Here is a 24,160-nt window from a genome sequence, read left to right as displayed (position 1 = left end):
ATGGACCACGCCACCCTCTCCCTCCTGCGCGAGCGCCATCCCGCCTGGCGGCTGCTGGCTTCGCCGTACGCGCCGCTGGTGGCGAGTTTTCTGCACCGGGTGTTCGTAGCACCTAACGTGCGGGTAATGCCGGAGGTCGACCTCGTCGAAGCGCTGGAGGATGATCTCTATGCGCTGCGCGAACAGCTCGGGCCTGACGCCTACCCCAAGAGCGCCCTGGACTACCTCAACGACTGGGCTGCACCCGACAAGGGGTGGCTGCGCAAGTTCTACAAGCCCGGCACGGACGAGGCGCAGTTCGACCTGACGCCGGCCGCCGAGAAAGCGATCGCATGGCTGCAGACGCTCACCGAGCGGCCGTTCGTCGGCACCGAATCGCGCTTGCTGACGCTCTTCGCGTTGCTGGAGCAGATCAGCGCCGGAACCGAAGCCGACCCGGCCAAGCGCGTGAAGGAACTGCGCAAAAAGCGCGATGCGCTCGACGCCGAGATCGCCCGCGTGCTGGCAGGCGAGGTACCGCTCTTGGACGACACGGCGGTCAAGGATCGCTTCTTGCAGTTCCAGCATCTGGCACGCGAGCTGCTCGCCGATTTTCGCGAAGTGGAGCACAACTTCCGCCAGCTCGACCGCAAGGTGCGCGAGAAGATCGCGCTGTGGGAAGGCGCCAAGGGCGAGCTGCTCGACGAGATCATGGGCGAGCGCGACGCCATCGGCAACTCCGACCAGGGGCGCAGCTTTCGCGCGTTCTGGGACTTCCTCATGTCCAGCCGGCGGCAGGAGGAGCTTTCCGAACGGCTCGATCGGGTGCTGGCACTGCCCGCGGTCGCGCAGCTTGCACCGGATCCGCGCACGCGCCGAGTGCACTACGACTGGATGGAGGCCGGCGAACACACCCAGCGCACCGTGGCGATGCTCTCGCAGCAGCTGCGCCGTTTTCTGGACGACCGAGCATTCCTTGAGCACCGCCGCATCCTCGACCTGCTGCACGGCATCGAGAGCAAGGCGCTGGCACTGCGCAAGGCCATGCCCGCCGGCACGGTCATGCACATCGACGCCATGGGCGCGGACGTAGAACTACCGTTCGAGCGTCCCCTGTATACGCCGAGCGAGAAGCAACGTCTGGCCGATCTGGCACTCGTCGCCGGCAAGGATGATATCGATACCGCGCGTCTGTTCGACCAGATCGTGGTAGACAAAGCACGCCTGCGGTCAGCCGTGCAGCGAGCGCTGCGCTGCCAACCGCAGATCACACTGCGCGAGTTGCTGGAGGCCGAGCCCTTGCGCCAGGGTCTGGCCGAGCTGGTGGCTTATCTGGAGCTAGCCCACGCCGCTGATGCCGGTGATGCGCCGAACGGCTGGCGGGTCGTGGTGGATGATGCTCACCCCGAGACGATTCGTTGGCAGGGCAGCGATGCCGCGGGCGAGACCGTGATGCGCACGGCACACCTGCCGCGGGTGATTTTCACGCGCTGAAATCCGCTGGGGGAAAAATGGATATGATGAGCGATGCCCTGAACGACGACAGCACGATGGACGTGCCGTCCAGCGCACCGCCGGCCGTGCCCGAGCTGTCGCGGCTAATGGTGCACCTCCTCAAGGGCGTCCTTTACCGCGACGACGACGAGCGGCTGTGGGAGAGCCTCTTGCGCCTGCAGGCGCGCGTCAGGGAACAGGCCGCCGTGCTGCTGCTCGAGCTGGTGCTGGACGAAGCCGAGGGCTTCGCGTTCCTCAAAAGCCGCCCAGACCCGGACGAAGCCGACGGCGCACCGCGCCTGCCTCGGCTCATTGCGCGCCGGCCTCTGTCCTACCCGGTAAGCCTGATGCTGGCGCTGCTCAGAAAGCGCCTGGCCGAGTTCGACGCTGGTGGCGGCGACACGCGGCTGGTGCTCTCGCGCGACGAGATTGCCGAGCTGATGCGAGTGTTCCTGCCCGATGGCACCAACGAGGCCCGGCTGATCGACCAGGTGGACGCGACTCTCGCCAAGGTGGTCGATCTGGGCTTTCTGCGCCGACTCAAGCCTGCTGCCGGCAGTGTGCAGGACCGGGGGCACTACGAGGTGCGGCGCATCCTGAAAGCCTTCGTGGATGCGCAATGGCTGGCCGAGTTCGACGCGCGCATGGAGGGTTACCGCACGGCGCTGTCGTCCGGTGCCGCCAAGGAGGCAGGCGATGCTTGAAGTGTCAACGCTCGACCTCGACTTCGTGGGCGACGACAGCCGCGTGGGTTTTCGGCTGCAGCGGCTGGAGGTGCTGAACTGGGGCACCTTCGACAAGCGGGTGTGGCGCCTGGAGCTCGACGGGCGCAACGGCCTGCTCACCGGCGACATCGGCTCGGGCAAGTCCACGCTGGTCGATGCCATCACCACCTTGCTGGTGCCGGCGCAGCGCGTGGCCTACAACAAGGCGGCCGGGGCGGACGCACGCGAGCGCTCGCTGCGCTCCTACGTGCTGGGCCACTACAAGAGCGAGCGCAACGAGGTCACCGGCACTGCCCGCCCTGTGGCGCTGCGCGATGCGTCGAGCTACTCGGTCATCCTCGGCATGTTCCGCAACGAGGGCTACGACCAGGCAGTGACGCTCGCGCAGGTGTTCTGGCTGAAGGATCCGCAGGGCCAGCCTGCGCGCCTGTTCGTAGCCGCGGAGCGCGAACTTACCCTCGCCGACGACTTCAGCGGCTTTGGCAGTGACATCACGGCGCTGCGCAAGAAGCTGCGCGGTGCGGGCTGCGAACTGTTCGACAGCTTTCCGCCCTACGGCGCCTGGTTCCGCCGTCGATTCGGCATCGAGCACGAGCAGGCGCTGGAGCTCTTCCACCAGACCGTCTCGATGAAGTCGGTGGGCAACCTCACCGACTTCGTACGCAGCCACATGCTGGAGCCCTTCGATGTGGGCAGCCGCATCGAGGCGTTGATCCGCCACTTCGATGACCTGGACCGGGCGCATCAGGCGGTGCTCAAGGCCAAGCGGCAGGTGGATTTGCTCACACCCCTGGCCGAGGACGGCAAGCGTCACCAGCGGCTTTCGGCCGAGATCCAGGGCTGGCGGGAGGCGCGCGACCAGCTTCGGCCGTACTTCGCCCGGCAGAAGGGCGAGCTGCTGGAACGCCGCCTCGGTCTGCTGGCGCAGGATGCAGCCCGGCTCGACGCGCAGATCGAGCGCCTGGACATTCAGCGCGAAACCGAGCGCATCGAGCTTGGCCGCCTGGAGCGGGCCCTGCGCGACAACGGCGGCGACCGCCTGGAGGAGCTGGCGGCGGAGATGCGCCGTCTGGAGCAGGAAAAGATCCAGCGCCAGCAGAAATCGGATCGCTTTCAGACGCTGCTGGCGCGCATCGACGAGGCAGCGCCGGCCGATGAAGCCGGCTTTCTCGCCCAGCAGCAGAACATCGCCCAGCGCGCCGAAGGCTTGCGCGAGCGCATTGCCGACCTGGACAACCGCGAGCGCGAGGAGGACTTTGCTTTCCGCAAGGGTCGTGAAGAGCACGCCGTCTTGTCCGATGAGATCGACAGTCTGCAGCGGCGCAAGAGCAACATCAGCGCCGCCCAGATTCGCATCCGCGATGCGCTGTGCGCGACGCTGGGCATCACCGAAGACGAACTGCCTTTCGCGGGCGAGCTCATCCAGGTGCGCGAGGACGAACGCGACTGGGAAGGTGCCGCCGAACGGCTGCTCCATGGCTTCGGCCTTTCGCTCTTGGTGCCGGAGGCGCACTACAAGGCCGTTGTGGACTGGGTGGACCGCCAGCATCTGGGTGCCCGGCTGGTGTACTTCCATGTGCGTCCGCGAAAGGCGGCGCCGGGCGTGGCGCTGCATCCGCAGTCACTGGTGAAGAAGCTCGCCATCAAGCCGGATTCGCCGCACTCCGAGTGGCTGGGACAGGAACTGCGCCAGCGCTTCGACGTGGCCTGCTGCGACACCGGCGAGCAGTTTCGCCGCGAGGCACGCGCCATCACGCGTGCAGGACAAATCAAGGACCCGAGCGGACGACACGAGAAGGACGACCGCAGCCGCATCGACGATCGCAGCCGCTACGTGCTCGGCTGGAGCAATGCCGACAAGCTGCGGGCGCTGCGGGATCGGCGGGAACGTCTGGAGGCGAGACTCGCCCTGCTTGCGCAGCGCATCGGCGAGATCAGCCAAGCGCGCCACGAACTGCGCGGCCGGCTGGATGCCCTCAGCAAGCTGGAAGAATTCACGCGCTTTGCCGACATCGACTGGATGAGCCTGGTTCGGAGAATCGGCGATCTCACCGAGGAACGGGCGAGGCTGGAAGCCGCCTCCGACGCGCTGCAAGAATTGGCGCGCCAGCTCGAGGCGGTGCAAGGGCGGCTTACGGAGGTAGAGCGCCAGCGCGACGCGGCCCGCGACAAGCGCTCGGCGGTCGCCACCAGGAAAGAGGCGGCGCAAACACTGTGTGATCAGGCCCGCACCATTTGGGCTGACGCACCGCTGACCGAAACGCAGATCGCGCGTCTGGACGCCTGGCGTGCGCAGGCGCTGGGCGAGCATCAACTCACGGTCGAATCATGCGACAACCGCGAGCAGGAGCTGCGCGACTGGCTGCAGGCTCGCATCGACATGGAGGACAAGCGCCTGGCGCGCCTTACCGAGCGCATCGTCAATGCCATGCGCGGTTTCAAGGAGGAGTTCAAGGCCGAGACGGCCGAAATGGACGTTGCACTCGCGGCATTGCCGGAGTATGAACGCCTGCTCGCCAGCTTGCAGAGCGACGACCTGCCGCGCTTCGAGGCGCGCTTCAAGGAGCTCTTGAACGTCAACACCATCAACGAGATCGCCAACTTCAACGCCCAGCTCGCCCGCGAGCGGGAGACGATCAAGGAGCGCGTCGACTTCATCAACCAGTCGCTCGCCGCCATCGACTACAACCCCGGCCGCTTCATCAAGCTCATCGCGCAGCCCAGTCCGGACGCCGAAGTGCGCGACTTTCAGCAGGACTTGCGCGCGGCCACCTCCGGCGCGCTCACCGGCTCGGCCGACGAGCAGTATTCGGAGGCCAAATTCCTGCAGGTCAAGGCCATCATCGACCGCTTCCGGGGCCGCGAAGGCCTGACCGACGCCGACCGGCGCTGGACCGCCAAGGTCACCGACGTGCGCAACTGGTTTTTGTTTTCGGCCAGCGAGCGCTGGCGCGCCGACGGTGCCGAGTACGAGCACTACACCGACTCGGGCGGAAAATCGGGCGGACAGAAAGAAAAGCTCGCCTACACCGTGCTCGCGGCAAGCCTGGCCTACCAGTTCGGGTTGGAATGGGGGGCGGTGCGTTCGCGCAGTTTCCGCTTCGTGGTGATCGACGAGGCCTTCGGGCGCGGCTCGGACGAATCTGCGCAGTACGGGCTGCGCCTCTTCCAGCAGCTCAACCTGCAACTGCTGATCGTCACACCGCTGCAGAAAATCCACATCATCGAGCCCTTCGTGGCCAGCGTCGGCTTCGTGCACAACGAGGGCGGGCGCGACTCACGGCTGCGTTGCCTGACGATCGAAGAGTACCGGGCGCAGAAGGCCGATAAAGGCAGCGCAGAAAGAAGTAAAAAATCCGAAACATGACGTAAAAGAGCGGAAATGCATATACCATGCCAACCGAATCAAGCCCACACGGAGGTGGCCTATGAAGAAAACCCAGAAATACGCTGTCAACCAATACATGATCGAAAGCCTGCTCGCCAATGTGCGTGAGGGCGAGATCGCCATCCCGGAAATCCAGCGGCCTTTCGTCTGGGATGCCTCCCAAGTGCGTGACCTCATGGATTCGCTCTATCAGGGATTCCCGGTGGGTTATCTGATCGCCTGGCGCAATCCGGACGTGAAACTCAAAGATGGCAGCACGGCTGCGGGCAGGATGATCCTGATCGACGGCCAGCAGCGCGTCACGGCGCTCACGGCCGCAATGCTCGGGCAGGCGGTCATCAACAAAGATTATCGAAAGGTACGCATCTCGATTGCCTTCCACCCCATCGAGGAGCGCTTCGAGGTTAGCAACGCCGCCATCGCCAGAAACACGGCGTGGATCGTTGACATTGCGCCCATGGTATGCGGCGAAATCAAGCTGACCAAAGCGGTTCGCAGTTATCTCAAGGCCAACCCGCAGGCCGACGAGGACAAGGTGGAGGAGGCGCTCGCCAACCTCACCGACATCGCCAAGAAGCAGATCGGCCTCATCGAGTTATCCCACGACCTGGACATCGAGACCGTTACGGAAATCTTCATCCGCATCAATTCAAAAGGCGCGGTGCTGTCCCAAGCGGACTTCGCCATGTCCAAAATCGCCGCCGACACGCGCTATGGCGGCCAGATGCTCAGAAAGTGCATCGACTACTTCTGTCATTTAGCGGTAGCGCCCGACTTTTACGACCACATCAAGAACAACGATGCCGAATTCTCGGCGTCGTCTTACTTACAGAAAATGGCTTGGCTGCGCCACGAGAACGATGATCTCTACGACCCCAACTACAATGATCTGCTGAGGGTGGCATTCACCAGCCAGTTTGGGCGCGGCAAGCTCGCTGATCTGGTCAGCCTGCTCTCGGGCCGCAATTTCGAAACCAAAAACTACGAAGAGACCATCGCCGAAGCGTCTTTCGCCAAGCTAAACGAGGGGGTGCTCAACTTCATCAATGAGTCCCACTTCAAGCGCTTCGTGATGATCATCAAGTCGGCGGGCTTCATCACCCGCGAGATGATTCGCACCCGAGGCGCCCTGAACTTTGCCTACATCGTTTACCTGCGGCTGCGCGCACAGGGCATCCATGACGGAAAGATAGAATCCTTCGTGCGACGCTGGTTCGTCATGTCGATACTGACAAACCGCTACACTGGTTCCTCCGAGACACAGTTCGACCAAGACATTCGTCGGATCGCGGCGGGCGATTTCGGCGACATCCTAGCCAAGGTGGAACAAGCCGACCTGTCGCCGGCATTTTGGGATGTGGGTCTAGTGCAGCAGCTGGAAACTTCCGGCACCAGCAGCCCCTATTTCTGGGTGTTCATTGCTGCGCAGGTTCGTGCGAACGACACCGGCTTATTATCCAAGGACATCACGGTACGCGAACTGGTCAGCCACATGGGCGACATCCATCACATCTTCCCGCGCGATTTACTGAAAAAAGCCGGGCTAGGCCCAAGCCAGTACAATCAGATCGCCAACTTCGCTTACACCCAGCAAGAGATCAATATCAAAATCGGCAACAAGCCGCCGCGTGACTATTTCGCTGAAATACTGCAGCAGTGTCGGGGCGGTGCACTCAAATACGGCGCGATCGACGACGAGGCAACACTCAAAGCCAATCTTGCGACCAATTGCGTGCCGGAATCCATCATGGACATGGATGTCGCTCAGTATGAGGAATTTCTCAAGCAGCGTCGACAGTCGATGGCAGCGAAAATCCGGGCTTACTACGAAAGACTCTGAATTTTCAATAAATTGGCAAGGATTTGGAACAATACCCGCGCTATCCCATGAGCTGGACCACGCCGGCAGACCTACGCGCCCAGGTGCAACGCCTGTGGGAACGGGGCGAGTTGCTGCGTGCGACGGTCACGGACGCCATGGCGTGGCCCTTGCGTCTGAGTTTGAAGACGCCCAGCGCTTCGGACCTCTCCGATCGCTTCGATGCCGTGCGCGACTGGGTGCGCGCCATTGCCGAGATCCCGCAGGTTCGAATCGAATGGCGCGAGTGGAACCACCGTGTGCAAGGAATGCAGCGTCTCCCTGCCGCCGTCTGGCTCGATACCGTGCAGAATGCTTTGGCCTTGATTGGCAAGGCGCGTCAGGCGCAGCGGTTCGAGGCGCTCTGGCAGCAGACGGCTGCCGCGCAGCCCATGCTTATGGCATGGCTGTCCCGGCGGCCGATCCAGGCACTGGAGCTCGCCGACCGTTGGGAACGCCTGCTGGCGGTGGTGGCCTGGCTGCAGGCCCATCCGCGCCCGGGCGTGTATTTGCGCCAGGTGGACGCACCTAGGGTGGACAGCAAGTTCATCGAGACCCACCGCGGCGTGCTCGCCGAGTTGTTGGACCTGGCCCTGCCACCCGAGGCCATCGACGCCGCCGCGACCGGCACCGCCCGGTTCGCCCGTCGATTCGGCTTCCTCGACAAGCCGGTGCGAATCCGGTTTCGTCTGCTCGACCCGGCGCTGCCCAGCCTGCCAGGCTGTCAGGACGTGCCGCAGCAGCTACCCGACCTCACGCTCGACGCCGCTAGTTTTTCGGCGCTTCACCTGCCCGTCGCTCGCGTCTTCATCACCGAGAACGAGACCAACTTCCTGGCCTTTCCGCCGGTGACCGGAGCCATCGTGATCTTCGGCGCCGGCTACGGCTGGGACGCACTGGCGCGCACCGATTGGCTGCACCGATGCCAGTTGTTCTATTGGGGCGACCTCGACACCCACGGCTTCGCCATCCTCGACCAGTTGCGCGCCCACTTCCCGAGCGCGGCGTCCTTCCTCATGGACCGACAGACGCTGCTCGCCCACCGTATGCACTGGGGCGAGGAAGCCGACCCGGCACGCCACGACTTGCCGCGTCTCACGCCCGACGAGGCGGCCGTGTATGACGACCTCCGCTTCGATCGCCACCAGCCCCGGTTGCGGCTGGAACAGGAACGCGTGGGCTTTGGCTGGCTGTGCGATCGACTGGCGCGCATTCCCTTGACCGCCCTTCCCCCGGAACCTCGTCTGCCCAGGCAGAAATAAAAATGCCATTTATTCCATTAGTTTTTTGACCAAAATTGCAGTAAGGCCTGATTTACTCGAAACGCATCGCCCCATGGTTCGCCCATCTCGTTTGCCAAATCCCCCTCCCTTGCCTACACTGATCCCACCCAGTTCCTTCGCCATATTCTTTCCCAAGAGGAGTCTTCCCCCATGTCCGCTCTGTTTTCCCCGTTCACGCTCAAGGAAGTACGGCTGCGCAACCGCATCGCCGTCTCGCCGATGTGCCAGTACAGCGCCGAAGAGGGCGTGGCCAACGATTGGCACACGGTGCATTACGCGAGCCTCGCCCGGGGTGGGGCTGGTCTGGTGGTGGTCGAGGCGACGGCCGTCTCACCCGAAGGGCGCATCACGCCCTATTGCCTGGGACTGTGGAACGATGCTCAGGCGAAGGCGCTCGCGCAGGTGGCCGCCGGCATCAAGAAAGCCGGCGCGGTGCCCGGCATCCAGATCGCCCATGCCGGCCGCAAGGCGAGCGCCAATCGCCCCTGGGAGGGGGACGACCATCTGCCGGAGAGCGATCCCCGCGCCTGGACGCCGATCTCGCCTTCGGCCATTCCCTTCGGCGCCAACCTGCCGCGCGTGCCCCGCGAGATGACGCTGGAAGACATCGCCCGGGTGCAGCGCGACTTCGTGGCGGCGGCCCGGCGTGCGCTGGAAGCCGGGTTCGAATGGCTGGAGTTGCACTTCGCCCACGGGTATCTGGCGCAGAGCTTCTTCTCGGTGCACGCCAACCGGCGCACCGATGCCTACGGCGGAGACGCCGAACGGCGCGGCCGTTTCCTGCGTGAGACGCTGGCGGCGGTGCGCGAAGTCTGGCCCGAGCGGCTACCGCTCACGGCGCGTTTCGGCGTGATCGAGTTCGACGGCCGCGACGAGGAGACGCTTGCCGAATCCATCGAACTGGCGCGCGCATTCCGTCAGCTCGGGCTCGACCTGCTCGACGTGAGCATCGGCTTCTCGACGCCGACGGCGAAGATTCCCTGGGCGCCGGCCTTCATGGTGCCGATCGCGGCGCGGGTGCGCGAGGCCACGGGCCTGCCGGTGGCTTCTTCCTGGGGCATCGACGTGCCGGCCACGGCCAACGAAGCGGTGGCGCACCAACGGCTCGACCTCGTCATGATTGGCCGCGCCCACCTCGCCAATCCGCATTGGCCCTACAAGGCGGCGCTGGAACTGGGCGAAGAGCGGCCGTCCTGGGTTCTGCCGGCGCCCTACGCCCATTGGCTGGAGCGCTACGGCAGGGCGTGAGATCGCTCCCTCACTCCACCGTCACGCTCTTGGCGAGATTGCGCGGCTTGTCCACGTCGGTCCCTTTGACGAGCGCCACGTGGTAGGCCAGCAGCTGCAGCGGCACCACGTGGAGGATGGGGGCGAGCATGGCGTCGTGCGAGGGCACGACGATGGCGTGCACGCCCTCTTCCCCGCCCACGCCGCTGCCATCTTCGGCGAAGACGAAGAGTTCGGCGCCGCGGGCGCGCACTTCCTGCAGGTTGGACTTGAGCTTCTCCAGCAAGTCGTCGCGCGGGGCCACCGCCACTACGGGCATCTCGCGGTCTACGAGCGCGAGCGGCCCGTGCTTGAGCTCGCCGGCCGGGTAGCCCTCGGCGTGGATATAGCTGATCTCCTTGAGCTTGAGGGCGCCTTCGAGGGCGATGGGCCAATGCGTGCCGCGCCCGAGAAAGAGCGCGTGCTGGCGTTCGGCGAAGCGCTGCGCCCATTGCTCGATCTGGGGTTCGAGTTGCAGCACGCGCCCGAGCGCCGCCGGCAGGCGCCGCAGCGCATCCAACCGGTTCGCTTCCACCGCCTCGGGCAGCCGCCCGCGCTGTTTGGCGAGCGTGAGCGCAAGGAGCGCGAGCGCCGTGAGCTGGGTGGTAAAAGCCTTGGTCGAGGCCACGCCGATCTCGGGGCCGGCGCGGGTGAGAAAGGCGAGCCTGGCCGTGCGCACGATGGCCGATTCGGGGACGTTGCAGATCGCCAGCGTCTGCGTCATTCCCCGGCCTTGGGCGTGGCGCAAGGCGGCGAGCGTGTCGGCGGTCTCGCCGGATTGGGAGATCGCCACCACCAGCGTCTTCGCATCCGGCACCGAGACGCGGTAGCGGTATTCGCTGGCGATCTCCACCGTGGTGGGCAGCCCCGCGTACTCTTCCAGCCAGTAGCGCCCCACCATGCCGGCGTGGAAACTCGTGCCGCAGGCGAGGATCAGCACGCGGTCGATGGCGGCAAACGTCTCCTCGGCCTCGGGGCCGAAGAGCGCCGGGCCGAGCCGCGCCCCGCCGGCCACGGCTTCCAGGGTATCGGCCACCGCTTCGGGCTGCTCGAAGATCTCTTTTTGCATGTAGTGGCGGTAGCCGGCGAGCTGCACCGCGTCGGCCGTGACGTGGGTGAGTCGCACCGGTCGCTCTACCGTTTCGCCCGATTCGTCGACGATCTGCACGCCTTCCAGGGTGAGTCGGGCGCAGTCGCCTTCTTCCAGATAGACCACGCGGCGCGTCTGCGCCACCAAGGCCGAGACGTCGGAAGCGGCATAGACGCCCTCTTCGCCCAAGCCCAGCACGAGGGGGGAGCCGCGCCGCGCCACCACCACCTCGCCCGGCACGGCCGCGTCGAGCACCGCGATGGCAAAGGCCCCTTCGAGCTCGCGCATCGCCGCCTGCACTGCGGCAAAGAGCGGCGCGCCGGCCCGGCGCTTGCTCGCCACGAGGTGCGCGATCACCTCGGTGTCGGTCTCGGAAGTGAAGACGTAGCCTTCGGCTTCGAGGCGCGCGCGCAGGGCGGCGAAATTCTCGATGATGCCGTTGTGCACCACCGCCACCGTCCCCGAGACGTGGGGGTGCGCGTTGCGCTCGGAAGGCGCCCCGTGCGTGGCCCAGCGGGTATGGGCGATGCCTACCTGCCCGTCCAGCCCTTCTTCGGCCACCAGCCGGCGCAGCTGGGCCACCCGCCCCTGTACCCGGGCGCGGGCGATTCGGCCTTCACCGTCGATCAGCGCCAGTCCCGCCGAGTCGTAGCCCCATACTCCAGGTGCGCCAGCCCGTCGAGCAGGATGTCCACCACCGAAGCGCGGCCGATGGCCGCGACGATTCCACACATCGTGCTACTCCTTTTTCTTGGTCGGCCGTTGCCAGCCGGAAAGGGTGCGCTGCGGCGCCCGGGAGACGGTGAGCGCCTCGGGTGGCGCGTCGCGCGTGAGCGTCGTGCCCGCGCCGAGCGTCGCGCCGCGCCCCACCCGCACGGGGGCGACGAGTTGGGTGTCGCTGCCGATGAAGGCGTCGTCTTCGATCACCGTGCGGTGCTTGTTCGCCCCGTCGTAGTTGCAGGTGATGGTGCCCGCGCCGATGTTGACGCGCGCTCCGATCTCGGCATCCCCCAGATAGGCCAGATGATTCGCCTTCGTCTCCGGCCCGAGGGAGGAATTCTTCACTTCGACGAAATTCCCTACATGCACGCCCTGCGCCAGCCGGGTACCGGGGCGCAGGCGCGCGTAGGGGCCGACCACCGCCTGCGGCCCGATTTCGGCGCCTTCAAGATGGGAGAAGGCCCGGATCTCGGCCCCCTCGAGCACCGTGCAGTCGGAAAGCACGCAGTACGGCCCCACGCGCACCCCGTCGGCGAGCACCACGTGGCCGGAGAAGATGCAGCCGACGTCGATCGTCACGTCCAGGCCGCACTCGAGCGTGCCGCGCACCTCGAGCCGCGCCGGATCGAGCAGCGTCACCCCGGCGCGCAGGAGCCGCTCGGCCTCGCGCCGCTGATAGAGGCGTTCGAGCTCGGCCAGCTGCGCCTTGTCGTTTACGCCGGCCACTTCCGTCGCATCCTCCGCTTCTACGCCGATCACCGACACGGCCTCGCGCACCGCGGCAGCGACGACGTCGGTCAGATAGTATTCGCCCTGGGCGTTGGCGTTGGTGAGCGCCTCGAGCCAACCGGGGAGGCGGGCAGCGGGCAAGACCATCACGCCGGTGTTGATCTCATCGATCGCGCGCACCTTCGCATCGGCATCCTTTTCCTCGACGATGGCGCAAATGCGCCCGCTCGCGTCGCGCACGATGCGCCCGTAGCCCCGGGGATCGGGCAGCCGCGCGGTGAGGATCGCCAGCGCCTTGCCCCCTTCGGCCGCCTCCAGCAGCCGCGCGAGCGTCTGCGGCCGCAACAGCGGCACGTCGCCGTAGAGCACGAGCACCACGTCTTCCAGGCCGAGGGAGGGTAGCGCCGTGCGCAGCGCGTGCCCCGTGCCCAATTGGGGGTGCTGTTCCACCCACACGAGATCGCCCTGCGCCGCAAACGCCTCGCGCACCTGCCCCGCCTCGTGCCCGACGACGACGAGCAGACGCCGCGGATCGAGGCTTCGGGCCGTGTCGAGCACGTGGGCGAGCAAGGGACGGCCGGCGAGCGGTTGCAGCACCTTGGGCAGGCGCGAGCGCATGCGCGTGCCCTTGCCGGCGGCCAGGATCACCACTTCCATCGTCGTCCTTCCTTGGCGGGGAAAAGGGAATTATCGCGTAGACCCTGCTGCGAGCGGACGGGATGAACGTTTACGAACGTTACGCACCGGCCTGTTCATTCTACTTATACGACCTATAATGGTGCAGAGCAAAAAAACGGAGCCCCGCGCATGACCTCGCTTGCCACCGAATACATCGAGAATCACCCTTTCGACGAAATCCAGATCGGCCAGACGGCGCAGATGACGCGCACGCTGCGCCCGCAGGACATCCCCCTGTTCGCGGCCATCTCCGGCGACGTCAACCCCACCCACCTCGATCCCGAGTTCGCCAAAAAGGGGCCCACGCACGAGGTGGTCGGCCATTCCATGTGGGGCGGAGCGCTCTTCTCGGCCCTTCTGGGCAACCAGCTCCCCGGCCCCGGAACCGTCTACGTGCGCCAGGATCTGCGTTTCCATCGCCCCATCGCCGTGGGGGATACGCTCACCGCCAGCGTCACCGTCAAGGAAAAGAATCCGCAGAACCACCACGTCGTCTTCGAATGTCTGGCCGTCAATCAAGACGGGCTCAAGGTAATCGATGGCATCGCCGAGGTCATCGCCCCCACGGAGAAGATCCGCTGCGCCAAGCTGCATCTGCCCGAGATTTCGGTCACCGACAAGGCATTGCGTTACCGCCAGATCATGTCGCGGGTGAAGGGGCTCGAGCCCATCACGGTGGCCGTGGCGCATCCGTGCGACGAGCCCTCGCTCGGGGGCGCGCTCGAAGCGATGCAAGCCGGCATCATCCGCCCCATCCTCGTCGGCCCCAAAGCGAAAATCCTCGCTGCCGCGCAGGCACTGGGCGCCGACCTCTCGGAACTACAGATCATCGACACGCCGCATTCGCACGCTTCGGCCGAGGTCGCCGTCCAGCTGTGCCGCGAGGGCAAGGCCGAGGCCCTCATGAAAGGGTCGCTGCACACCGACGAGCTCATGGCGGCGGTGGTGCAGCGTGACACGGGGCTGCGTACCGCGCGGCGCATCAGCCATGTCTTCCTCGCCGACGTTCCCACCTATCCCCGGCCGCTGATGATCACCGACGCCGCCGTCAACATCGAGCCCACGCTGGAAGAAAAAGTCGACATCGTGCAGAACGCCATCGATCTCGCCCATGCGCTGGGTATCGCCGAGCCGAAAGTCGCCATCCTCTCGGCGGTGGAGACCGTCACCTCGAAGATCCGCTCGACGATCGACGCCGCCGCCCTGTGCAAGATGGCCGACCGTGGGCAGATCAAGGGGGGGCTGCTCGACGGGCCGCTCGCGTTCGACAACGCCATCTCGCAGGTCGCCGCCCGCATCAAGGGCATCCGCTCGGCGGTGGCGGGCAATGCAGACATCCTCGTCGTCCCCGATCTGGAAGCCGGCAACATGATCGCCAAGCAGCTCGAATACCTCGCCAATGCCCTGATGGCTGGCATCGTGCTGGGAGCCAAGGTCCCCATCGTGCTCACCAGCCGCGCCGACACGCCCGAGACGCGCGCTGCTTCCTGCGCGGTGGCCCAGGTGCTCGCGCACGCCAAGCGCACTACCGGCCTTCCCTCCTGACCGACTCCGAGGTATCCCATGCGACGCCCCGCCCTTCTCACGCTCAACGCCGGCTCGAGCAGTGTCAAATTCTCCCTCTTTCTCGTCGAGGATGACGCCATCGTCGAAACGCCCCACGTATGGGGTCAGATCGACGGCATCGGCACGGCCCATCCCCGCTGGCGGGTGCGCCGCGGCAAAAACCCCAGCGAAACGGTCGCGCTTTCTCTGACAGGCTCGCTCGACCAGCAACATGAAGACGCGTTCACCCACCTCGTCGACTGGCTAAGCACCCACGTCGACGACGTGAAGATCCTCGCCACGGGGCATCGCATCGTCCACGGCGGAGCGCGCTTCCACGAACCCGTGCGGCTCACGCCCGAAATGGTCACGGAGCTGGAGCAACTCGTACCGCTCGCCCCGCTGCACCAGCCGCACAACCTGCGCCCGATCAAACGCATGCTCGAACGACGCGCCGATTGGGTCCAGGTCGGCTGCTTCGACACGGCCTTCCACACCACCCAGCCAAAACTCGCCCAGATGTTTCCTCTACCGCGAAAGCTCTTCGACGAGGGCATACGGCGCTACGGCTTTCACGGCCTCTCCTACGATTACGTCAGCCGTCGCCTGCCCGAAGTCCTGGGCCCCGAGCGTGCCAAGGGACGGGTGATCATTGCCCACCTGGGCAACGGCGCCTCGCTGTGCGCCCTGCGCGAAGGCAAGAGCGTGGCCACCACCATGGGATTCACCACCATCGACGGGCTGATGATGGGCACGCGCAGCGGCAGCATCGATCCCGGCCTCGTGCTGCACCTCATCGAATACGGCGGCATGAGCGTCACCCAGGTCGATCACATGCTCTACAAGGAATCGGGGCTGCTGGGCGTATCCGGCATCAGCCAGGACATGCGGGAGCTGCTCGCGAGCGACGATCCGCACGCCAGGGAAGCGGTCGAGCTCTTCTGCTACCGCCTGGTACGCGAGATCGGGTCGCTCGCGGCCGCCCTCGGCGGGCTCGACGCGCTCGTCTTCACTGCCGGCATCGGCGAGCATGCCGCGCCGGTGCGCGCGCGCGTGATCGAACGGCTCGACTGGCTCGGCGCCGTGCTCGATCCCCAGGTGAACGAGCGTATCGCCGGCATCGCCGGGCGCATCGACGCGCCGGATAGCCGCGTGGCCCTTGCCGTGGTACCCACCAACGAAGAAGCGATGATCGCGCGCTATACCCTGGAAGTCCTGCGGCGGGAAGGCTCTGCTACAATCGCCGCCAATCCTCCAGCCGTCGATGCGAACCGATGAAAGCCAGCCACGCCCACCTCGTCACGCTCAAGGAAGCCCCGGCCGACGCCGAGATCGTCAGCCAGAAACTCATGATCCGCGCCGGCATGATCCGGCGCATCGCCGCCGGCATCTATTCTTGGCTCCCTTTGGGTTTGCGCAGTCTGCGCAAGGTCGAAGCCATCGTGCGCGAAGAGATGAACCGTGCCGGCGCCGTCGAGGTGCTCCTGCCGGTGGTGCAACCGGCCGAGCTGTGGCAAGAATCCGGGCGTTGGGAACACTATGGCCCGGAATTGCTGCGATTCAAGGACCGGCACGAGCGTGACTTCGTGCTCGGCCCCACGCACGAAGAAGTCATCACCGACCTCGTGCGCCGCGACCTCAAGAGTTACCGCCAGCTGCCCCGGCACTTCTACCAGATCCAGACCAAGTTCCGCGACGAGATCCGCCCGCGCTTCGGCGTGATGCGCGCGCGCGAATTCATCATGAAAGACGGTTACTCGTTTCATGCCGATTTCACCGATCTCGAGCGCGAATACCGCAACATGTACGACACCTACACGCGGATCTTCACCCGGCTCGGGCTGAAGTTCCGTGCCGTGGCGGCCGACACGGGTTCGATCGGCGGCACCGGCTCGCACGAATTCCACGTCATCGCCGACACCGGCGAAGACGACATCGCCTATTGCCCCGCCTCGAGCTACGCGGCCAACGTGGAGCTCGCCGAAGCACTGCCCCCGCCCGGCCCCCGCCCCGAGCCGCGCGAGCCGCTCGTCAAGGTGCACACCCCCGGGGTGAAGACCATCGCTGATCTGGTCGACTTTCTCCACATCCCCATCGAGCGCACCGTCAAGGCGATCGTCGTCGAGGGCGAAGACGGTGCACCGGTGCTGCTGCTGTTGCGCGGCGATCATGAACTCAACGAGATCAAGGCGCAGAAACTCCCCGGCATCAAGAACCCGCTCACCTTCGCCGACGAGGCCGCCATCCGCGCTACCTTCGGCGCCGGGCCGGGTTCGCTGGGGCCCATCGGGTTCCCTGGCCGAATCATCGCCGACCGTACCGTGGCAAAGATGGCCGACTTCGTGATCGGAGCCAACGAGGACGAGCACCACTACACCGGCGCCAACCTCGGCCGCGACTTCCCCGAGCCGGAAGTGGCCGACCTGCGCAACGTCGTCGCCGGCGACCCTTCGCCCGACGGCAAGGGCACGCTCGAGATCTGCCGCGGCATCGAAGTGGGGCACATCTTCCAGCTGCGCACGAAGTATTCCGAGGCGATGCACTGCACCTTCCTCGACGCCGAGGGGCGTGAGCGCCCGATGGAGATGGGCTGCTACGGCATCGGCGTCTCCCGCATCCTGGGCGCGGCAATCGAACAGAACCACGACGAGCGCGGCATCCTCTGGCCTGCGGCCATCGCCCCTTTCGAAGTCGTCATCTGTCCCATCGGCGCGGCCAAATCCCCCATGGTGGCGGAAGCGGCCGAAGCGATCTACCGCGACTGTCTCGCCGCCGGCCTCGACGTCGTGCTCGACGATCGCAACGAGCGTCCCGGCGCCATGTTCGCCGACTGGGAACTCGTCGGCGTGCCCTGGCGGGTGGTGGTGAGCGAGCGAGGGCTCGCCGCGGGTCGCTACGAAGTGCAGCACCGCCGCGAACGCGAAGCGCGCACGCTCCCCATCGGCGAGGTCGTGGCCGAACTCGCGGCCTCGATCAACGCCGAGAAAAAACCGCTGGGGTGATTTCGGGGCAGCGCCGAACGGGCCACGCCAAGCCCTGTCCTCGCCCTTGCCCACCCGTGGGTAGACGTATTTGGCAAGAATCCGATATCCATGATGCAGACGTCGTACCGCTCGCGCTTTTTACCCCAGTCCGCCGCCCGATTCCTGCTTGCGGCGGCGCTCCTGCTCGCCGCGCTTGCTCCCGCCACGACGCAGGCAGGCGCTCAGATCTACGAGCCGCTCGCCGACAGCGTGCGCGAGGCGCTCTCGGCCATCGTCGCCGATGCACCCGTCGACCCCGAGCGAATCCGCCGCGACCCGCTCGCGGCCCGCTGGATCGACGCGCAGAGCGAGCGGCTCACCCGCCGCGTCCCCGACCCGGCCGAGCGCGAAGAGCTGCTCGCCACGATCTACTATGAATCCGCTCGCGCCGGCCTCGACCCGGAGCTGGTACTCGGCCTCATCGAGGTCGAGAGCGGTTTTCGCAAATACGCCGTCTCCACTGCCGGGGCACGCGGCTACATGCAGGTGATGCCTTTCTGGGTCGGGCTCATCGGCACGCCGCAGCACAACCTCTTCCATCTGCGCACCAACCTGCGCTACGGCTGCACCATCCTGCGCCACTATCTCGATCTCGAAAAAGGCGACCTCTACCGCGCGCTGGGGCGCTACAACGGCAGCCTGGGGCGACCGGAGTACCCCAATGCGGTACTGGCGAACTGGCGCAAGTACCGCCAGCCCGAGCTCAGCCCTGCGTCCCTCCGACGGTGATGCCGTCGACGCGCAGCGTCGGTTGCCCCACGCCCACCGGCACGCTCTGCCCGTCCTTGCCGCAGGTACCGATGCCCGGATCGAGGGCGAGATCGGTGCCGATCATCGACACACGCTGCATCACCTCGGGACCACTGCCGATCAAGGTCGCCCCCTTGATGGGGTAGCACACTTTCCCATCCTCGACCCAGTAGGCCTCCGACATGGAAAAGACGAATTTGCCGGAAGTGATGTCGACCTGTCCCCCGCCGAAATTGACCGCGTAGATGCCGCGCTCGACCGAGGCGAGGATCTCTTCGGGCTCGTGCGACCCGGCCAACATGTAGGTGTTCGTCATCCTGGGCATCGGTCCGTAGGCGTAGGACTCGCGCCGCCCGTTGCCGGTGGGTTTCATGCCCATCAAGCGGGCATTGAGCCGGTCCTGCATGTACCCGACGAGGATACCATCCTCGATGAGCACGGTCGGCTGGGTGGGCGTCCCCTCGTCGTCGAGGGTGAGCGAGCCCCGGCGCAAGGGCAAAGTCCCGTCGTCGACCACCGTCACGCCCGCCGCGGCCACCCGCTCGCCGATGCGCCCGCTATAGGCCGAAGTCCCCTTGCGGTTGAAATCCCCCTCCAGGCCATGACCGACCGCCTCGTGCAGCAACACCCCCGGCCAGCCGGGCCCGAGCACCACGGTGAAGACGCCGGCCGGAGCCGGTCTCGCCTCCAGATTGACCCGCGCCTGATGCACCGCTTCGCGGGCAAGACGCTCGAGCGCCGCCTCGTCGAACGCGGTAAGACCATAGCGCCCCCCCATGCCGCTCGAGCCGCTCTCGCGCCGACCGTCCTGCGACATGATGACGGTGAGCGACAAACGCACGAGCGGGCGCAAGTCGGCGGCGAGCGTTCCGTCGCTGCGGGCGATGAGCACCGTCTCCCACGAGGCCGCCAACCCCGCCATCACCTGTTCGACGCGGGGATCCAGGGCCCGCGCCTTCGCTTCCAGCCACTCCAACAGCCGCACCTTTTCCGGCGCCGGCAAGGTTCCCACCGGATCGACGGCCGGGTAGCGCGCCGGCGGCAGTGCGCCGCGGCATAGGTCCACCCGCCGCTCCTGCCCGAGCGCGGCGACCGCGCGCACGGTGCGCGCCGCCTCCAGGAGCGAAGCCGGCCGCAGGTCGTCGGTATAAGCGAGCGCCTGTTTTTCCCCGGCGATCGCCCGCACGCCCACGCCCTGCTCGATGGAAAAAGACCCCGACTTCACGATGCCCTCTTCGAGGGACCAACCCTCCACATGGCGCAGCTGGAAATACACGTCCGCCTCGTCGACCGCATGAGACTGCACCTGCGACAAGGTCGAAGACACGTCCTCCAGCGTCAAGCCGTTGGCCGCGAGCAGCCGCTCTTCGGCCAGCGCCAGTGCGTCCACCTTTTCTTCCTTCCTCTCTGCCATCGCCTTCATGCGCATACGCTCCTGATGAATTCCTTTTCACGTCGATGCCGCCACGCCGGCAGCCTGGCGCGGATCTCGTCGATGCGCGCACGCTGCAGCGTTCCCCGCACCACGCCCTCGCCTTCGGCCAACCGCACGCGCACCTCCCCCCAGGGGTCGACAAGCAGCGAATCCCCCCACGTGCGCCGTCCCGCCTCGTGCCGTCCGCCTTGGGCCGCCGCGAGCACGTAGCACTGATTCTCGATCGCCCGGGCGCGCAACAACACTTCCCAGTGCGCCCGCCCAGTCGTCCAGGTGAAAGCCGCCGGCAGCACGATGAGATCCACGAGCCCCATGGCGCGGTAGAGTTCAGGGAAACGCAAGTCGTAGCAGATGGACAACCCCACCGTCCAGCCTTCGATGTCGACGGTGACCACCGCCTCGCCCGGCTCGATCGTCTCTCCCTCATCGTAGACTTCCTCTCCGTGGCGCAGGCCGAAGAGGTGGATCTTGTCGTAGCGCGCCACGCACCGCCCATCTGGCGCATGAACGAGGCAGGCGTTGCGCACCTTGTCGGGCACGTCCGCTTCCAGCGGCACCGTGCCGCCCACCAGCCATATCCCCAGACGCGCCGCCTGCCGCGCCAGCCACTCCTGCAGCGGCCCGGCGCCGAAACGCTCGCGCAGGCGCACTTTCTCCCGCGCATCGGCCGAGATGAGCGCGAAATACTCCGGCAATACCACCAGCCTCGCCCCGCTGTCGGCCGCCAGTTCCAGCAGCCGCTCGGCGGCGGCCAAATTGTCCGCCACGCGCGGCGTCGAGACCATCTGCACGGCAGCCACCATCAAACACGCATCGCTTCGGCCCATCTTCATGGTGTTCTCTCCTCTCCATTCACGGAGACCGGCGGCTCCAGCGGTTTCACTTCGGGCGCGGTCCATGGCCCACTCACGTGGAAGCGCCGCCCCAGGATCCGCCCGAAGGGATCCCCCAAGATTTTCTGGCCGATGAAAGCCAGCGCTCCGGCAATCGGGTTGGCGATCCCCACGGCCACCGCCGCGCTATCCGACAAACGCGGGCGAACCGTGACTTCCAGCTCTTGGGTCTGCTGGCGCAAGTCCACCAGACCGACGATCTCCACCGTGGCACTGGGCGCCGAAATGCGCAGATCTCCCGTGGTCAAGTACCCTTCGTTCATGGCAAAAGTACCGAAGAGCCGGTCGAACGCCATGCCTTCCACGAAGACGTCACCAAAATCGAGCAACAAGCGCCGTGGCAAACTCTGCAGGCTAAGGATGCCGAGCAGGCGCCCCACGCCCGGTTCGATCTCCTCGAAGCGACCATTCGTGATCTCGATCGTTCCACTGCCCCCGAGTCGATACAGATCGAATTCGAGGGGCAACCCCGGCCAACGCCACTGCGCCGTCACCCGACCTTTGCCGCCAACGAGCCCCCCCGTATCGAACCAATGCCGCACCGTCTTGCCCGCATCGTCGATGATCATCGTGGTCTTCAGCTCGGTCAGGGATCGGGCACCGTCGCGCCACATCCCACTCGCCTCGATGCGAAATACCGAGGGCACGGCGAGCGTGAGCGCATCGAGCGACCATCTGCCCGGCGCGAGACTCGCCTGCAAGGTCAGTGCCCCCAACCAACGGTCGCCCACCCCGAATCGATCGACGGTGAGGTCGAACGCCGGCAAATGCCCTTCCTGTGGCAGGCTCTGTCCCTCGGTCACCTCCGGCATCATCAACTTCGCAAACCGCCCTTCGACGCGTTCCGCTCCCCCCTTACCCAAGGTCACATGCACGTTGCCCTGGGCTTCGTCCGCAGCCACCGCCAGCGACCAGACCGGTCCCTCGTTCTCGCCCTGCACACGCACCCGATGCCAATTCCGCGCAAGGAAACGCGCCCGTGCCGTATCCACCTCTAGCGCGACGAACGCCGTTCCCTCAGCCCCATCGCCGATGCCCTCGACCACCGCCAGCCAGCGATCCAGATCGAGCTCGGGGGCAGCAAACCGTAGGCGTCCTCCCTTGCGTGGAGCGGGCGGCGCATCCACCGTGCCCACCACTGCAGCCCAGGCGCCGTCGCGGGCACGCACGAAACGCAGGCGCTCTCCCAGCTGCACCTTTGCCTCCATGCCCGAGGGCAAGAACGCGAATTCCGCCCGGCTCGGCCAACGCGCCCCCGCGGCCTTGTCCAGCGGCGGTGGCAGATCCGAGCCCATGCCCGAGAGATCGGAAGTGAGCACCAGCTCCGGCCCATCCTTGGCAAAAGTCATCGTTCCGCTCACCGCCGTCGACCCCGACAGCGGCAGTTTGCCGAACACGGCCGAGAGCTGAGCCGCCGAAAACGACCCTTGCACGCTGAGTTTCGGCGGATCGCCTCCGAGCCATTTCGCCGTCACCGGCGCATTCCACCACTTGCCCTCGGCCTGGGCCGAACGCACGCCATGCCCGTCGAACACCACTTCGCCGCGAATCTGCTCGATCGGCCAGCCGGTTACTTGCGCCGGGATCCGCCCCTCGGAAAACGTCAGCGTCCCGCTCACCCCGTGCACCAGATCGCCGGCGAGCGGCAAGGTCAGCGCCAAGCGTAGCGCCGCCTTCGCCTCCAGCTGCACCGTTTCCAGGGCCATGAGTGGCAGTTCTTCGCGCAAAGGACTGGCTGCAGCATAGCGTAGGAAAGCCGGCCACGGTCCCTCGGCCTCACCCTCCACCGTCAATACCGGGATCTCCGCGTCGAATAGCGGGATGCGTGCGCGAACCGGACCGAACTGCACGCCCTGCGCCCGCGCCTGGCTTACCTCGATCGCCACCACCCCGCGATCGAACGTCACCACCCCCTTCACCTGCTCGAATTCCGGCCACTGCGACGCGAAACGCAGCGTCACCCCGTCGAGCGGCAGGCGCAGCCAGAACTCCCCCCCGTTATCGCGAAACGGGAAGTCGGCGAGCGGCCCGCGCAAGCGGAACTCCACGGCCGAGAGCTTGCCGGCCACCAGGGCATCGTGTAGCCACTCCTGCACGTGCGGCCCCACCGCCCTCCCGGGTAAATAGCGCACCAGCCGGTCGAGCACCACCTCGTCGAGCGATCCTTGCAAATCGGCCACGTCGCCGGTGCGCGCCAGCCGATAGTGACCAGACAACTGCGCCGTGAAATCCTCGGTCCGCAGCCGCCCTTCTTCGAACGTCAGATCGTAGCCGTTGCCATCGTACGCCCAACGCCCCCGGAGCACCCCCTCGGGCACCGCCACCGTCGCGAGCTGTGGCCACACCGCCGGCCAGCTCATCGCCCCCTGCGCGATCGACACCGCGAACTCGCCGCCCGAACGATCCCCGGCGATGTGCCCGCTCACCCCACGCACGCCGAAGGAATCGCCCACCGCCGCCCAGCCCACCTCGTCCAAGGCGAGGTCGAGCGAATGCAGGCTCTTGCCACTCGAGACCACCACGCCGGAGACCGACCCCTGCGGCCGCAGACTCGCCGCCTGCGGCCACCACAGCGCGAGCGACTCACCGCCGATCTCCTTCAGGTCGAAATGCGCCTCCACCCGACCCAGGCGCGAACCGGAGAGCAGCACCACCGCATGCCGCACCGCGCCCGGCGCTTCGCCCTCGAACCCCGCCTGCCAGCCCCACACCCCCATCGCCAGGGTGAGCGCCCCTCGAGCCTGCGCCTCATTGCCATCGCGCCGCCAAACGAGCTGCGCCTCGCCCACTTCGATGCTCACCCCGGTCGGCAAACCGGCCGAGGGCGTGGAACCGCCGGAACGCAGCCGCTGCTCCAGTGCCGCCGCATCGTCCACCCGCACCCGAGCCGCGGGTACGAGCACCTGAACCACCCCTTTGCCGGCGCGCCAGGCCGCCCATCCCCCGCCCAGGGTCACCCGCACGAGCGGCAGCGACGCCTCGGCTTCGCCGGTACGCACTTGCACCTCGCTTGCCACCGCCACCGGCCACCAGCCGTCCCACTGCCCTTCCAGGCGGCCGATCGAGACCTCCATCCCGCTGCGCGCCGAGAGTTCGCGCACCAGCGCCTCGCGCCACAGGTCGAGCTCCGGCCACAGCCAGAACCGCAACGCCGCGAGCAGCATCACCATCAGCACCGCCGCAACGCCTAGGATCATCGCCGCCGCGATCCCCAGCCTGCGCCCCACCGTTGCGCTCATCAACCCCCGAACCCTCCACGACGCATTACATTACAATGGACGAGCCCGCATTGTAACGGACGCCC

The 24,160-nt window shown here is 66.4% G+C and carries 14 protein-coding genes and 1 pseudogene; 10 read left to right on the top strand and 5 right to left on the bottom strand.

What is annotated here, in order from left to right; genetic code table 11:
* The 6 genes from GV368_RS00845 (at position 1) to GV368_RS00820 (ending at position 9,975) form a co-directional block, all read left to right on the top strand.
* Positions 1 to 1,473, top strand: a complete 1,473-nt coding sequence (locus tag GV368_RS00845; protein ID WP_055422491.1) for a DUF3375 domain-containing protein — start codon at positions 1 to 3, stop codon at positions 1,471 to 1,473.
* 26 nt (positions 1,474 to 1,499) lie between these two features.
* Positions 1,500 to 2,177 carry a DUF4194 domain-containing protein gene (locus tag GV368_RS00840; RefSeq protein ID WP_055422723.1) on the top strand — a complete coding sequence of 226 codons (678 nt, stop codon included), beginning with the start codon at positions 1,500 to 1,502 and terminating at the stop codon, positions 2,175 to 2,177.
* A complete protein-coding gene (locus tag GV368_RS00835) occupies positions 2,170 to 5,565 on the top strand; it encodes an ATP-binding protein (RefSeq protein WP_169114661.1) in 3,396 nt (1,131 codons plus the stop codon). Before GV368_RS00840 ends, GV368_RS00835 begins: the two co-directional genes overlap by 8 nt.
* 61 nt (positions 5,566 to 5,626) lie before the next feature.
* Positions 5,627 to 7,426, top strand: coding sequence for a GmrSD restriction endonuclease domain-containing protein (locus GV368_RS00830; protein WP_169114659.1), 1,800 nt, complete (start codon positions 5,627 to 5,629; stop codon positions 7,424 to 7,426).
* A gap of 47 nt (positions 7,427 to 7,473) precedes the next feature.
* Positions 7,474 to 8,706 (top strand): DUF3322 domain-containing protein, encoded by a 1,233-nt coding sequence (locus GV368_RS00825; RefSeq protein WP_169114657.1) that lies wholly within the window; start codon positions 7,474 to 7,476, stop codon positions 8,704 to 8,706.
* 171 nt (positions 8,707 to 8,877) lie between these two features.
* On the top strand, positions 8,878 to 9,975 hold the full coding sequence (locus tag GV368_RS00820; RefSeq protein WP_169114655.1) for an NADH:flavin oxidoreductase/NADH oxidase: 1,098 nt from the start codon (positions 8,878 to 8,880) through the stop codon (positions 9,973 to 9,975).
* Between the two features lie 10 nt (positions 9,976 to 9,985).
* Here the strand turns inward: GV368_RS00820 and glmS are convergent.
* Positions 9,986 to 11,817, bottom strand: a pseudogene (gene glmS, locus GV368_RS00815) (glutamine--fructose-6-phosphate transaminase (isomerizing)).
* Between the two features lie 4 nt (positions 11,818 to 11,821).
* On the bottom strand, positions 11,822 to 13,189 hold the full coding sequence (gene glmU, locus GV368_RS00810) for a bifunctional UDP-N-acetylglucosamine diphosphorylase/glucosamine-1-phosphate N-acetyltransferase GlmU (protein ID WP_142809929.1): 1,368 nt from the start codon (positions 13,187 to 13,189) through the stop codon (positions 11,822 to 11,824).
* Between the two features lie 150 nt (positions 13,190 to 13,339).
* Between glmU and GV368_RS00805 the strand changes: the two genes are divergently transcribed.
* The 4 genes from GV368_RS00805 to GV368_RS00790 all read left to right on the top strand — a co-directional run bounded on the left by GV368_RS00805 (position 13,340) and on the right by GV368_RS00790 (position 18,507).
* Positions 13,340 to 14,755 (top strand): bifunctional enoyl-CoA hydratase/phosphate acetyltransferase, encoded by a 1,416-nt coding sequence (locus GV368_RS00805; protein WP_169114653.1) that lies wholly within the window; start codon positions 13,340 to 13,342, stop codon positions 14,753 to 14,755.
* Between the two features lie 18 nt (positions 14,756 to 14,773).
* Positions 14,774 to 16,033: an acetate/propionate family kinase gene (locus tag GV368_RS00800; RefSeq protein ID WP_169114651.1), complete on the top strand. Its 1,260-nt coding sequence runs from the start codon at positions 14,774 to 14,776 to the stop codon at positions 16,031 to 16,033.
* Positions 16,030 to 17,757: a proline--tRNA ligase gene (locus tag GV368_RS00795; RefSeq protein ID WP_169114649.1), complete on the top strand. Its 1,728-nt coding sequence runs from the start codon at positions 16,030 to 16,032 to the stop codon at positions 17,755 to 17,757. Before GV368_RS00800 ends, GV368_RS00795 begins: the two co-directional genes overlap by 4 nt.
* A 93-nt stretch (positions 17,758 to 17,850) precedes the next feature.
* The gene (locus tag GV368_RS00790) at positions 17,851 to 18,507 is read left to right on the top strand and encodes a lytic transglycosylase domain-containing protein (protein WP_169114977.1); all 657 of its coding nucleotides are present in this window, start codon (positions 17,851 to 17,853) and stop codon (positions 18,505 to 18,507) included.
* Here GV368_RS00790 and tldD read toward each other — a convergent pair.
* The 3 genes from tldD to GV368_RS00775 are packed head-to-tail and all read right to left on the bottom strand — an operon-like array spanning position 18,482 to position 24,095.
* Complete coding sequence (gene tldD / locus GV368_RS00785; protein ID WP_169114975.1) at positions 18,482 to 19,942, bottom strand: metalloprotease TldD; 1,461 nt, start codon at positions 19,940 to 19,942, stop codon at positions 18,482 to 18,484. The genes GV368_RS00790 and tldD overlap by 26 nt on opposite strands.
* Positions 19,943 to 19,947: 5 nt before the next feature.
* Entirely contained in the window at positions 19,948 to 20,796 is an 849-nt protein-coding gene (locus GV368_RS00780) for a carbon-nitrogen hydrolase family protein (RefSeq protein WP_206673177.1), read from the bottom strand.
* Positions 20,793 to 24,095, bottom strand: a complete 3,303-nt coding sequence (locus tag GV368_RS00775) for a YhdP family phospholipid transporter (protein ID WP_169114647.1) — start codon at positions 24,093 to 24,095, stop codon at positions 20,793 to 20,795. The genes GV368_RS00780 and GV368_RS00775 overlap by 4 nt, the downstream gene beginning before the upstream one ends.
* Positions 24,096 to 24,160: the final 65 nt, after the last annotated feature.

This window comes from Tepidiphilus baoligensis (assembly GCF_012911495.1).
Classification (GTDB): Bacteria; Pseudomonadota; Gammaproteobacteria; order Burkholderiales; family Rhodocyclaceae; genus Tepidiphilus; species Tepidiphilus olei.
Note: the sequence above shows the minus strand (reverse complement) of the source record. Positions and strands in the feature narration are given on the sequence as shown.

What these genes read in the sequence shown, in the direction of transcription:
- glmU (WP_142809929.1), bottom strand. Translation starts at nt 13,189, where the DNA reads ATGGAAGTGGTGATCCTGGCCGCCGGCAAGGGCACGCGCATGCGCTCG.
- GV368_RS00795 (WP_169114649.1), top strand. Translation starts at nt 16,030, where the DNA reads ATGAAAGCCAGCCACGCCCACCTCGTCACGCTCAAGGAAGCCCCGGCC.
- tldD (WP_169114975.1), bottom strand. Translation starts at nt 19,942, where the DNA reads ATGGCAGAGAGGAAGGAAGAAAAGGTGGACGCACTGGCGCTGGCCGAA.
- GV368_RS00805 (WP_169114653.1), top strand. Translation starts at nt 13,340, where the DNA reads ATGACCTCGCTTGCCACCGAATACATCGAGAATCACCCTTTCGACGAA.
- GV368_RS00790 (WP_169114977.1), top strand. Translation starts at nt 17,851, where the DNA reads ATGCAGACGTCGTACCGCTCGCGCTTTTTACCCCAGTCCGCCGCCCGA.
- GV368_RS00780 (WP_206673177.1), bottom strand. Translation starts at nt 20,796, where the DNA reads ATGAAGATGGGCCGAAGCGATGCGTGTTTGATGGTGGCTGCCGTGCAG.
- GV368_RS00830 (WP_169114659.1), top strand. Translation starts at nt 5,627, where the DNA reads ATGAAGAAAACCCAGAAATACGCTGTCAACCAATACATGATCGAAAGC.
- GV368_RS00835 (WP_169114661.1), top strand. Translation starts at nt 2,170, where the DNA reads ATGCTTGAAGTGTCAACGCTCGACCTCGACTTCGTGGGCGACGACAGC.
- GV368_RS00820 (WP_169114655.1), top strand. Translation starts at nt 8,878, where the DNA reads ATGTCCGCTCTGTTTTCCCCGTTCACGCTCAAGGAAGTACGGCTGCGC.
- GV368_RS00840 (WP_055422723.1), top strand. Translation starts at nt 1,500, where the DNA reads ATGAGCGATGCCCTGAACGACGACAGCACGATGGACGTGCCGTCCAGC.
- GV368_RS00845 (WP_055422491.1), top strand. Translation starts at nt 1, where the DNA reads ATGGACCACGCCACCCTCTCCCTCCTGCGCGAGCGCCATCCCGCCTGG.
- GV368_RS00775 (WP_169114647.1), bottom strand. Translation starts at nt 24,095, where the DNA reads ATGAGCGCAACGGTGGGGCGCAGGCTGGGGATCGCGGCGGCGATGATC.
- GV368_RS00800 (WP_169114651.1), top strand. Translation starts at nt 14,774, where the DNA reads ATGCGACGCCCCGCCCTTCTCACGCTCAACGCCGGCTCGAGCAGTGTC.
- GV368_RS00825 (WP_169114657.1), top strand. Translation starts at nt 7,474, where the DNA reads ATGAGCTGGACCACGCCGGCAGACCTACGCGCCCAGGTGCAACGCCTG.